Raw genomic sequence first — 12,467 nt, forward strand, 5'->3', positions numbered from 1 at the left:
TTTGTAAAGTCTTTACCTTATTTTAACAATCTATTTTATTTCAGTTCGATACCAAAAACAGCTTCTGCCAAACCAATTTCATCTGGCGAATATGGTAAAGTATATTTTACACCCATTTCATCAAATTTCTTCCCGGTAGAATTACCAATTGCAATCACTTTTTGCTCTGGCTCTAATAAATTATCTACAAAGTAAGCATCAACGTTGCTTGGGCTGGTAAACACTAGCACATCAGCAGATGAACCATCTATGTTTTCTTCCATTACAGTTTCGTAGATCGGCAAATCGATTACTTTAGTGGTTGGCGTTAAGAATTTTTGCATAGTTAGCAGCGAGTCTTGCGCACGAGGAAAAACTACGGTTTGTCCGTCTGCTGCTTTTGCAAAATCTTCTGCTACTTCTTCAATCTCGCCACCTTCGCCAACAAAATCTGCCAAATGGCCAAACTTACGCAACGAGTCTTCCGAGCCACGACCTACTACACCAAATTTTACCTTTTTAGGTAAAACTGGATTTAGCTTGAAGAAATATTCTACACCGTTTCTGCTGCTAAAGAAAATCCAATCTGCATTTTTAAGGAAGAAATCATCCAATACATTCACAATTGGAAATGTGCGAATTAACGAACGCCCATCAATTTCTATGTTTTGTTTTTCTAAAGCTTTACGGAAATAGCTGTTTTCGCCAACTTCTCTAGAGATAAAAACTTTAGCAGGTTTCTTTCTCTCTGCTGCAAATTTAGCCACAATTTGTTCCGCCAAACCTTCAGTTGAAGCAGCTCTTATAAATAAACGATCTGGAAAGTCATCCGCAGTTTCTGCTTTAGATGTCCAAACCTCAAATTCGCCATCCTCTTTTCTGCAGAAACAACCTAAAGGCATGTGGCAGCCACCTTCGAAAAGATTGAGCACTTTACGTTCTACCGAAATAGCTTCTACTACTGCGGGGTCATTTATCTTTTGAAGCTCATTGAAAAGCTCCGTATCGTTTTCTCTAATTTGAATTGCCAAAGCACCCTGTGCAGGCGCAGGTACAATCTCGATAGGATCAATTACTTCAACGTGAAATTCACTCAAATCTAATCCCAAACGATTAACTCCCGCTCTTGCCAAAACAATAGCATCGTAATTTTCATCACGTAATTTTTGGATACGCGTTGGCACGTTTCCTCGTAAATCTTCAATATTTAAATCAGCTCTTAGAGCTAATAATTGTGCTTTACGACGATTAGATGAAGTACCCACCATTGCTCCTTTTTTCAAAGAAAGCTTGTGGCTTACATCTACACAATCTTTTAAAATCAATAATAATTCTGCAGGATCTTCTCTTTCTGGAACTGCTGCGATGATTAATCCCGGAGGATTGGTTGTTGGTAAATCTTTGTGAGAGTGAACGGCGATATCAATTGTGCCGTTAATCAACTCGTCTTCCAACTCTTTAGTAAAAAAGCCTTTACCTTCCAACTTATCTAAGCGAAGATTTAGGATTTTATCGCCCTGCGTTTTAATGATCTTCAGTTCTGCCTCAATGCCAATGCTGGCTAATCTGTCTTTCGTGTAGTTGGCTTGCCAAAGGGCTAAATCACTACCGCGGGTTCCGATAATTACTTTCTTCACTGTATATTAAGATTTTGCGCTAAAATAAGAAATTGAAAGATTGTTTTACTGTTGAATTGTTAATTATTGAATATGAAATGGCAGTACCAGTCTCATATCTCACATCTTAATACTCAAACCTACTAACTATTCTTAACCAGAATATCTTTGGCCATTAACATGGGAACACTGATGTATTTTTTCTCCATGTAGCTAATTACCTGCTCTAAAACTGCTTTCGCTTCGTCATCAAGAGAATTAATTTCTTGTGCGAACACGGTATTAACCGCTTTTTCTTTGATCTCTTTGATTTTTCTTGGCACTTCACTCATCGCCAGCTCAATACGGCGCTGACGTAAAACCAATTCAAATTCTTTGATATTTTCTTCGATGATATGCTCGGCATTTACCAATTCATCGTAACGCTCTTGGATATTTTTACGAGCTACTTCCTTTAAAGACTCTACTTCGATGTAGTGAATTGGGAAGTTTTCTCTAACTTCTAAAGCTGTATCGTTTGGTACCGCTAAATCTACAATTACCTTTTTACCGGTTTCGCCGTTCAATAAGCTTTTATAAATTTCTGTGGTAATTACAGGTTCTGTAGCACCTGTGCAAGTGATAATTACATCAAATCCACCTTTAAAATTAGCCAACTCTTCTAACGGAAAGGCTTTTCCATTTAATTCTTTAGCTAAACTTTCTGCTTTTTCTAAAGTTCTGTTGAAGATAGAGAAGTTAGAATACTTATGTTTTTTAAGATACTGCGCTATGCTGTTGTTAGTTTCGCCTGCACCAATAATTAGCAAACGAGAATTGCCACACATGTTTAATTCACGTAGTTTCCTGTAACCTAAAGAAACCACCGATACTGGATTTCGAGAAATATTGGTGTGCGTGTAAACCTCTTTAGCGGTTTTCACCACTCGGTTCATGATCATACGCATGTAGTCGCCAGTAAAACCAGCCTCTTTACAAGCTTCGTAAGCCTTGCGTACCTGTGCTAAAATTTCCTTTTCGCCTACCACTAAACTCTCTAAAGAACAAGATGTACGTAAAAGATGGTTAAAGGCCTCAACATTTTCGTAAGTAGAAACATTATTGATGAAATTTTCCATGTACTCTTCTGGAAGCCCCATATCCAACACATGTAAAAACCTAGAAATAAACGACCTATCTAACTGAGCTGCAGAGGTAAAAATAAATTCGACCCTATTACAGGTACCTACATAAAATATCTCTTTGATATTCAGCTCAGACTGGATATTACGCAACCTATCATCCAACGTTTGCTCACAGATAACCAACTTCCCTAAAGACTTTAGGTCAATTTGCTTATGTGTAAATGCAATAATCTTTAAATATTCCAAAATAGTTAGCCGTGTTATTTTAGCGCAACAAAAGTAATAAGGCAATCGGGCTTATCTGTCATTAAGCTGTAATTTAGGCTAATTTAGAAAGGTTTTAAATTACCAAACAGGAAGATTGTTTTATTGTTGTATTGCTAAATTGCTTTAAAGTGCAATTAATAATGTATTAACTGATCGTGATTTGAGCACAAAAATCTTAATTTAATGATACACCAAGAACAATTTTCACTAATAGGAGCCGCTGGCAAACCCATACATGGAGATTTAACTTACCACGAAAATAACTCTAATACACCTCTGGTTATTTTTGTACATGGCTTTAAAGGCTTTAAAGATTGGGGAGCTCACAATTTAGTAGCGAGATATTTTGTACAGAACGGTTACCGATATTTAAAATTCAATTTATCACATAGCGGTGTAACACCCGAAAAACCAAAAGATGTAAGCGATTTAGATAGTTTTGCTTCTAATACCTTTAGTAAGGAGCTGGCAGATGTAGATATTATCATTAATCACGCAGTTAACTACTTAGGCGTAAAAGATGTTTTTTTAATTGGACATAGTAGAGGCGGTGGCTTGAGTATTTTGCAGGCAGCTAACAATCCTCACGTAAGAGGTTTGATTACATGGAGTTCCATTGCAGATTTTAGTAGCTTGTGGAAAAAAGAGCAGGAAGAAGATTGGCGAAAAAATGGAAAAATCGAAGTTATAAATGCTCGTACCAAAGAAAAAATGCCATTGAACGTAACCTTGCTTGAAGATTTTGAAACAAACGAAGCTCAGCTGAATATTGTAAATGCTGCAAAGCAGATTAACATTCCGTGGTTAATTGTACAGGGAGACGATGACGTGAATGTACCTTTTGAAACTGCAGAAAAACTGGCAAATGCCAACCCAGCAAGCAGGTTGGTTCGTATTGAAGGTGCAAACCACGTTTATGGTGCAGCACATCCTTACCCAGGCGAAACTTTGCCTCCGCATTTATTTGAAGTTTGTGAAAAGAGTTTGAAGTTTTTGGATAGTATAAGCAGCAGATAAGATGATGCATTTTTTTCAAAAACAAACATCCCTAAAAGCCCGCAACAGAGGTTTTCATTTGGTAACCGATGAAATACTACATGCTTTCCCTGATATTAACAACATCAAAACTGGAATGTTGCAGGTATTTATTCAGCATACATCGGCTTCTTTAACTATTAATGAAAATGCCGACCCCACGGTAAGAATTGACTTTGAAACTTGGATGAACAAAGCTGTACCCGAAGACGATCCTGATTATGAACATGACTACGAAGGCGATGATGATATGCCAGCACACATCAAATCTTCGTTAATGGGAGCTTCTGTGCTTATTCCTGTTACCAATGGAAGATTAAATTTGGGAACTTGGCAAGGTATCTATCTGTGCGAGCACCGCAATAGAGGCGGCAGTAGAAAAATTGTAATTAGCGCCTGGGGAAACTAGACCTAGTTTAACTGCAGACATTTAAGTGCCTGTTGCTTGTAGTTTCTGCCAATTGGCAGTTCTTTCCCTAAAATTTCTACCGCATAAGTATAATAACTTTCTACTTTCGTAGTGCCAATAATAAACGATTTGTGAATTCTGCAAAATTGATCTTCGGGCAATAACTCTTCCAAAACAGAGATTTTTTGCTTGCTAATGAGCACCTTATCTGATAAAACCACTTTCACGTAGTCTTTAATACTTTCTATCCAAAAGATATCCTTCACATTAACTTTAACGGTCTTTCGATCTACCTTTAAATACAAAAACTTACTTACCTCGCTAGTTGATGCAATTTCTGGAACGAGAATACTTTGTTTCCGTGCCCCTAAAACAGTTAACGTTTTATCCATCGCTTTTAAAAAACGATTAAAAGGAACTGGCTTAAGTAAGTAATCTACTGCATCGAGCTCAAAACCATCCACTGCATATTCGCTGTAGGCAGTTGTAAATATCACCTTTGGTGGATTTTTAAGGCTTTTTAGCAGCTCTATCCCATTAACTCCTGGCATTTTAACATCTAAAAACATTAAATCTACCTGCTTTTGCTGCAACACATGAAAGGCATGTATACCATCATTGCAAACGGCTATCACTTCCACTTCCGGAAAACTTTCTAAATATTTAGCAATCACCTCTATGGCATGTGGTTCATCATCAACAATTAAAGCTTTAATCTTCATTTCAAATTATATACTTAGGTTTTGCGATAGATCAATTTTTAGAATTACAGCGAACATATCTTCCTCATCAAATATCTTTAACTGGTACGCATTAGGGTAAATGAGTTCTAAGCGCTTCCTCACGTTCTCCAAACCAATATTGCCATTCTTCTCCAATAGTTGCGTTGGCGGCTGCTCCGGTTTACTGTTGTTAATTTTGAATTTCAACATCTCTCCTTCCATCGCTAGATCGATATTGATCCAAGCTTGACCTACTTTTTCTCCGGCACCGTGTTTAAAAGCATTTTCTACCAAAGGCAACAACAACAAGGGTGCAATCTGATGTCCTTCTAATTCACCCTCTTTAGTGAAATTGAAATCCAAACGTTCTTCGTAACGCATTTTCTCTAGAAGGATGAAGTTTTCCAACATTTGCACATCTTTCTGCAAGGGCACTTTTTCTACATTACATTCATAAAGCATATAGCGTAATATCTGCGACAAGCCCATTACAATTTCTGGAGACTTTGGAGAGTTATTTAAGGTTAGTGCATAAAGGTTATTGAGCGTATTGAATAAAAAATGAGGGTGTATTTGTGCTTTTAGTAGGTTTAGCTCGGCTTCCAGAGCAGCTTGATGCCGCTGATACCAAGCTTTAAAAAACTTAATAGCTACCCCAAACCAAACAATAAAATTAGCCCCCTTTATTGCATTGAGATAATATACAACGTTAGAAAAGCGCTCCCAACGAGTACCCTGCACCTTTTCCCAATTCCTATATCCAAAACTTTTTAAATAAAAATCGATATGCGGTTCTACCAAAAATATATCTATGGTTCGTGTAATGGCAGGCATTACAACAACAAATAGAACTAAAAAACTAAAGAACTGAATGTATTTTCGTTTTAGCAGGAACTTTGGAATAATAACGTAAGCCAGAGTATAAAAATACAGCATGTGTACAGGCAAAAGCATCAAATTGCTTTCTAAAGCTACCAGTACAGGTTGCTTTTCGTAACCATAAACAAAGGAAGTTAAAAACCATACAGAAAGCCAAAAAGCGATATGCGACAATATCCTAGTTTTATTGCTACCTTTTTGCTGGTATGCCTGTATCATTTGCATTTTCAAAAATACATTTCTTAAGCATTTTTCAGTTAAATTTTAGACGAACGACATCGATTTAACTACGAACAACAACCCGGCAACATTTAAAGGTAATTAATTGACGTTGAATGGACTTAAGTTTAGCTGAAGGGTAATTAGAATGCGCTTGCACACCTTATAGCTCTAATGCTTTAAACTGGATTTACATACCCATAATTTAGCATTGTAATATTAAAAGAACTAACATCATGAAAGTTGTACTAATGAACATCATATACTTTATAGTCTTAATACTATTGGCAATTACCTCCGCAAGCGCACAAGATAGTACAATCGCTAAAAAAGCTGGTTTTGCCAATTGGGTGGTAGAAAGTAATGTAAAAACACCAAAAATATCTGTGGTTAAATTCTATAATACTAAGCAGGAATTAATATATCAGGAAGAAATTAATGGTAAAATGATAAATATAACCCGAGTTAAAGTACAAAAAAAGCTTAACGACGTGGCGACAAGACTTACAAAAACAAACACACAAATTGCACCATATAACCTAGTGGCCACAAGCCTTAGGTAAATTAACGCCTAAAAGGGGATGCAAAAACAAGTTACCTATACTGTACTTTGAAATGAATTAAAGATATAGCTTAGTTAAAAATACCAATCAACGCTTGTTAGCATTCCCTTTTTATTCTCGTTCTATCCAATTACCATCTGCACGAATAATGCCAATCAGCTCATCAATTGCATTTGCAGTATTTACATTTTTCTTTACTACTTCTTGTCCGCGGTAAAGTGTAATTCTGTCAACGCCTGCACCAACGTAACCATAATCGGCATCGGCCATCTCCCCTGGACCATTTACAATACAGCCCATGATGCCAATTTTAATTCCTTTTAAGTGTGATGTTCTTGCTCTAATAGCTTGCGTGGTTTCTTGCAAATCGAACAAAGTTCTTCCGCAGCTTGGACAAGAAATGTATTCAGTTTTTGAAATACGGGTACGGGTAGCCTGTAAAATTCCGAAAGATGTTGAGTTGACAACTGCCAAAGGAGTTTCTTTGGCATTGATCCAAACACCATCACCAAAACCATCTATAAACAAACCTCCCAAATCGGTTGAGCTGTACAACTGAAAATCTTCTAAACCAACGCCATCAAAAGTTCTTTCTATAATTACTGGCAATTTTAAATCGGCTGCTAATAATTTTGTAAACGCATGGCGGATGGTTTGCATTGCATTTTCGGTATTGGTAGCTAAAACTAATACAGTGTTTTGTAAAGACGATAACTGTTCAACTACTAAATCTTCAGCCAAAACCCTTACCAAATTCAACTTATCATCTTTTTGTTCGGCGTTAACAAACTCTGTTAAGCTAAATAAAGGATGACAGTTTTGTTTATCGGCCAAGCCTAACCAAGTTTGGTAATTGTATAGTTGTTTTAATCCGCCAGGAAATGAAAATGATGGCAATTGATTACCCAAATAAACCATGTCACATGCCTGGTCGGTAAGGTTATATTTATCTAGCAAAGCTGAATAGTTAAAACCTACAGCATTTAAAACAGCTGGATCTTTTAGGTTTTCACTCTCAAGATTGATCACTACTCTAGGTACTTGATGCCCACCAAAGTTTTCTAACTCTTCGGTATTTCTTCTGTGGTATTGGAACGGACTGTAAAGAGATTGAGAAGTTGAAAGGTTAGAAGGTTGGAAGGTTAAAGATCCATCAGCTTCTGCCAGCGACTTTCTTTCAAAACGATTTGCCAAAGCTCTTGCTACTGGTGCTTCAAACTCAGGATCTTCTGTTAGCGAAACCCTAATTGTATCACCTAACCCGTCGGCAAGTAAAGTACCAATACCTACTGCCGATTTAATACGCCCATCTTCCCCATCGCCAGCTTCGGTAACACCTAGGTGCAAAGGATAGTTCATTCCTTCTTTCACCATAGTTTGTACCAACAAACGATAAGCTTGCACCATCACTTGAGTATTACTCGATTTCATGGAGATTACCAAATTGTAGAAATTGAGGTCTTCGCACATGCGGATAAATTCCATTGCCGACTCGACCATCCCATGCGGAGTATCGCCATAGCGGCTCATGATGCGATCTGATAAAGAACCATGATTGGTACCGATACGCATAGCAGTTCCGTTTTCCTTGCAAATTTTCACCAACGGAGAAAACTTGTTGTAGATACGGCCTAGCTCTGCCTGATAAGCAGCATCTGTATAATCTATATTTTCGAATTTCTTTTTGTCTGCGTAGTTGCCGGGGTTTACACGTACTTTCTCTACAATACGTGCGGCAACTTCAGCTGCATTTGGCGTAAAATGGATATCGGCAACCAAAGGCACATTATAACCGCGAAAACGCAACTCCTTTTTAATATTAGCTAAATTTTCGGCTTCTTTAATGCTTGGCGCAGTGATACGAACATATTCGCAACCGCTTTCTACCATGCGTATCGTTTGTTCTACAGTACCAATGGTGTCCATGGTGTCGGTAGTGGTCATAGATTGGATACGGATTGGATGGTGTGCACCCATTGGCGTATCTCCTATTTGCACTTCACGGGTTACAAACCTCGAATATTGGGTTAAGCTGTTACAATAACCTCCGTCTAACAAAATTGCTTCTTTTTGCATGGTGTACAAAGATAGGCTAAATGTTGGATTGTTAAACGGTTTTAAATTCAGACCATAACTTTATTAACGAGCTTGTTTAAAGGTTTTAAGGTTAGGAAATTTTAGTTTTATTATTATTTTGCAGCATAAATAATCTTTATCAACATCTGAATTAAATGGAAATAACCTTTCTTGGTCATGCTGGCTTTCTCATCGAAACTTCAAAATCTATTCTCATTATTGACCCTTGGTTATCTGAAAATGGCGCTTTCGATGGAGGGTGGTTTCAGTTCCCAAAAAATCACCACATGAAAAGCTTTGTGACTGAAAGGCTTACAACAAACACAACGAAAGCGGTCTATGTATACGTAAGTCATGAACACAAGGATCATTACGATTTAAATTACCTAAACAGTATCGACCATCATGAATTTACATATATCATTCCACGGTTTAGGAGGGCAGTGTTGTTCGACCAGATTAATGCATCCTCTAAAAACCAAATATTACTGTGTGATGATGAAGAGTTGATCACATTAAACGAAAGTGAAACTATTAAGATTTACACCGAAGACAGTGAGCTTAATAGAGACTCTGCCATCCTTTTTTGCAGTGAGGGCTACAAATTTTTGAACTTGAATGATTGCAAGATACATGACAGATTGGAAACTATTAAAATTGAGGAAGGGCATATACACGTTTTTGCAGCACAATTTAGTGGGGCTACATGGCATCCAACTTGTTACGATTATCCAGACGAAGCATATCAAAAAATTTCTAAAAAGAAAAAAATCAGCAAGTTCGAGGCTACGGCTGTGGCAATTGAAAAAGTAAATCCTGATATTTATATACCCTCTGCCGGACCAGCCTGTTTCTTAGACCCAGATTTACTTCATATTAATTTTCAAGAAGAAAATATTTTCCCCAGAAATGAGCAAGTGATTAGCTATTTGAATAAAAGACTAAAGAATAAAAATCTAGTAGTACCTGATATCATGCCAGGAGATGCTATAGAAATCTCATCCAAAATTTGCTTTCAAAAAAAGGCAAAACATAGGGTTAACGAGCAAAATTTTAAAGATTATATACTAGACTATGCAAGTGGCTACAACAAGTTTTTCGAGCATATAAAAAAGCCCCTTTCGGATCTTGAATTTGATGAACTAGTTGAAAAGCTAATCACTGAGTTTAAGGAGAAACTAGCTAACTTTAGTAGCAGAAACCAAATAAAGCGTCCACTTTTTTTAAAATTTATGGATAAAGAAAGTGAAATGATTAAAATTTCATTTGAAGACAATTCCATAGCGCTCTCAAAAGAACCGCAAATAGAGAATTTTTATTTGATCAACGTAAACTCTTACGACATCAAACGGGTTTTAGATGGCAATTTAACTTGGGAAGATTATTCCCTAACCTTTAGAATGCGACTAAATAGAGCTCCTGATGTTTACCAAGTTTTGATGCAAGGATTTTTAATTTTAGAAAAAGAAGACATGAACTTTTTCTGTGACTCTATTTTAGAAATTGAGAATAGAACTGAAAGAATAGTTGTTGAAGTTGGAGGCTGCAAATATAAAGTAGATAGATATTGCCCACACCAAGGAGCTGATATGACTCAAGCTTGGGTTGAAAATAATACTTTAGTTTGTCCGAGGCATAGATGGGCATTTAATTTAGAAAATGGCGGTATCTGCAAGGAAAACGGTGCTACAATTAATGCAATTCCATTAGAGCCTGAGTAAAGGTTTACAATAACCTGTCTTTTACTACTAACGTACCCGCAATGGAGTCGTGTAAACACTGTTGCTTTTTATTGAGGAAACAATAGAGATAGCCAAAACCAAAAGTAATATTTGATACAATCTTGGCGATGTTTCTAACTAATGCTGTTCCTATAGTAACTGCTGCACCATCATCTCCGGTTACTTTAATGTCCATCATTTTCTTACCAATGGTACCTTGCGTTTTAGAACTTTCGCCAATAATATTGTATAGAAATTTCGTAAAAGGTATCAATAAACATACAGCTGCTACCAAAGCAATTCTAGTATCCTTATCTTCTATAGAAAGTACAGCAATAGCCAAAATAATTGCATAAACTAAAGTGATAATAAAAAAATCTATTGCCCAAGCCATTAAACGTTGATCGAAGCTGGCAAAATATTGAGGTGTATGCTTAGGTTTACGAAACCCCATTAGCTCGCGAAGTTCTTCTAGCTCATGTGCCTCCTTATAGTCATCCATTCCAGGCTTCCTCACGAAAGTATCTGGAAAGATCTCCATCTTTTTCAATTCCTCTAAAGTATATGGGCCCTGAGGTTTACCTTTTACAACAATAGTGTACAAACTGGTTTTTGTTTAAATTGTATGCTAGCTTAATTGCCAAAGGTATAAAGGTAGTTAAACTAACTTATCAAGTAAAAAAAGCTATTACAAAAATGGTTGGTGATAACACCAACCATTAGCAAAATTATTTATTATTTGAATTGATTGAACCATAAAGGTAATTGCAAACTGTCAAAACTTTCATTCAATCACTTTCTCATTCAAAACTGAGCAGAGCGAACTCATCATAGATAATTCAATCAATTTTAATAAGTGTCTACTTCGAAATTACTTAAACCGCCGTCAAGCTTAATAAATACCTTGTTTTTAGAGCCTTCATAGTTTGGCGTTTCATAATAACCATCATCCTTTTTAATGAAACCCTTAAAATCTTTAGAAGCCAAACCGGTATGGGTTTTAATTCTACAGCCAGAACCTTGAGGTACTTTAATTTCTACATTGGCAACACCTGTCTTCACATTTACATCGGCAATAGGCAACAATTGCCCAATTTTGATTTTCAAATCTGCTGCACCACCATCAAAGTTCAATGTTCTAATTTTGTATTTAGTTAAATCGAAATCTAGCTCGCCAGCACCCATAGTAAGGTTCAAGGTCCAAAGCGGCTGTGTATTTAAGCGTACTTTTACTTGATTACCACCCGAATTGAACGTCCAGTTATTTTTGTTGCCTTTATATTTTCTGTCATTCATTTTAAAGGTTAGCGTATTCGATGTATCTGTAGTAGTTTTTGTTAAAGAAAAATTACCTTTCCTTTTGTTTACACTAGCCTCAAACAAACTATCTGTAGCATCACTAAGCTTGAAAGAAGTACCACCACCAGATAAGTTTAATGTTGTTTTCTTGCTCGAATCTGCAGCATTATAACTTTCAGCGAACTTTAAACCTTTAAAGGTAGTATCGTTATCATCCTGATTGTCATCCCAATCGATATCTGCTTCTATGTTTTTATCTTTCCAAAATCCAAGCCACCCTCTATGTTGAGGTTTTTCTTGTCCTCTAACAAATAAAAAGGCCAGTGCAATAATGAGGATAGCTAGCGAAACAATGCTACCAGTTTGTGAACCATTTCTATTCAAAAGCATGTTCACACCGCCAATGATAAGGAAGATTGGCCAAAAGCCCCAAACGTTTCTCCAGTAAAACTCTATGATATTAAGGTTATCTAGTAAGAGTACACCACCCACAAACAGTAGTAGTACACCCCATATTATTCTTTCGTATTTCATTGTTATATTGTTAAAGGTTGAAAA

11 protein-coding genes are annotated in these 12,467 nt (G+C 36.7%); 4 read left to right on the plus strand and 7 right to left on the minus strand.

The features are described from left to right. Nucleotides 1–35 precede the first annotated feature (35 nt). Nucleotides 36–1,616 (minus strand): hydroxymethylbilane synthase, encoded by a 1,581-nt coding sequence (gene hemC, locus AC23ME_RS16925; protein ID WP_487728946.1) that lies wholly within the window; start codon nt 1,614–1,616, stop codon nt 36–38. A 122-nt stretch (nt 1,617–1,738) separates the two neighbouring features. After that, nucleotides 1,739–2,965 carry a glutamyl-tRNA reductase gene (gene hemA, locus AC23ME_RS16930; RefSeq protein WP_487728947.1) on the minus strand — a complete coding sequence of 409 codons (1,227 nt, stop codon included), beginning with the start codon at nt 2,963–2,965 and terminating at the stop codon, nt 1,739–1,741. Between the two features lie 204 nt (nt 2,966–3,169). Here hemA and AC23ME_RS16935 point away from each other — a divergent pair, with 204 nt between their 5' ends. Both AC23ME_RS16935 and AC23ME_RS16940 read left to right on the plus strand, forming a co-directional pair. Next, nucleotides 3,170–4,003 carry an alpha/beta hydrolase family protein gene (locus AC23ME_RS16935; RefSeq protein ID WP_487728948.1) on the plus strand — a complete coding sequence of 278 codons (834 nt, stop codon included), beginning with the start codon at nt 3,170–3,172 and terminating at the stop codon, nt 4,001–4,003. 4 nt (nt 4,004–4,007) lie between these two features. Then, entirely contained in the window at nt 4,008–4,430 is a 423-nt protein-coding gene (locus AC23ME_RS16940) for a secondary thiamine-phosphate synthase enzyme YjbQ (protein WP_487729138.1), read from the plus strand. A 2-nt stretch (nt 4,431–4,432) separates the two neighbouring features. Here the strand turns inward: AC23ME_RS16940 and AC23ME_RS16945 are convergent, their stop codons facing one another. Both AC23ME_RS16945 and AC23ME_RS16950 read right to left on the minus strand, forming a co-directional pair. Further along, nucleotides 4,433–5,152, minus strand: coding sequence for a LytR/AlgR family response regulator transcription factor (locus AC23ME_RS16945; protein WP_487728949.1), 720 nt, complete (start codon nt 5,150–5,152; stop codon nt 4,433–4,435). 6 nt (nt 5,153–5,158) lie between these two features. Next, nucleotides 5,159–6,250, minus strand: a complete 1,092-nt coding sequence (locus AC23ME_RS16950; protein WP_487728950.1) for a sensor histidine kinase — start codon at nt 6,248–6,250, stop codon at nt 5,159–5,161. A 236-nt stretch (nt 6,251–6,486) separates the two neighbouring features. Between AC23ME_RS16950 and AC23ME_RS16955 the strand changes: the two genes are divergently transcribed. Continuing rightward, nucleotides 6,487–6,813 (plus strand): hypothetical protein, encoded by a 327-nt coding sequence (locus AC23ME_RS16955; protein ID WP_487728951.1) that lies wholly within the window; start codon nt 6,487–6,489, stop codon nt 6,811–6,813. Nucleotides 6,814–6,924: 111 nt separating this feature from the next. Here the strand turns inward: AC23ME_RS16955 and ispG are convergent, their stop codons facing one another. Beyond that, a complete protein-coding gene (gene ispG, locus AC23ME_RS16960) occupies nt 6,925–8,889 on the minus strand; it encodes a (E)-4-hydroxy-3-methylbut-2-enyl-diphosphate synthase (protein ID WP_487728952.1) in 1,965 nt (654 codons plus the stop codon). 155 nt (nt 8,890–9,044) lie between these two features. Here ispG and AC23ME_RS16965 point away from each other — a divergent pair, with 155 nt between their 5' ends. Then, nucleotides 9,045–10,610 (plus strand): Rieske 2Fe-2S domain-containing protein, encoded by a 1,566-nt coding sequence (locus AC23ME_RS16965; RefSeq protein ID WP_487728953.1) that lies wholly within the window; start codon nt 9,045–9,047, stop codon nt 10,608–10,610. A 4-nt stretch (nt 10,611–10,614) separates the two neighbouring features. On the opposite strand, the gene AC23ME_RS16970 is transcribed toward AC23ME_RS16965, so the two are convergent. Together AC23ME_RS16970 and AC23ME_RS16975 are read right to left on the minus strand one after the other, a co-directional pair. Beyond that, nucleotides 10,615–11,214: an RDD family protein gene (locus AC23ME_RS16970; RefSeq protein WP_487728954.1), complete on the minus strand. Its 600-nt coding sequence runs from the start codon at nt 11,212–11,214 to the stop codon at nt 10,615–10,617. 245 nt (nt 11,215–11,459) lie between these two features. Next, nucleotides 11,460–12,443 (minus strand): toast rack family protein, encoded by a 984-nt coding sequence (locus AC23ME_RS16975; protein WP_487728955.1) that lies wholly within the window; start codon nt 12,441–12,443, stop codon nt 11,460–11,462. Nucleotides 12,444–12,467 lie beyond the last annotated feature (24 nt).

The organism is Pedobacter sp. T50_32, from assembly GCF_057652195.1.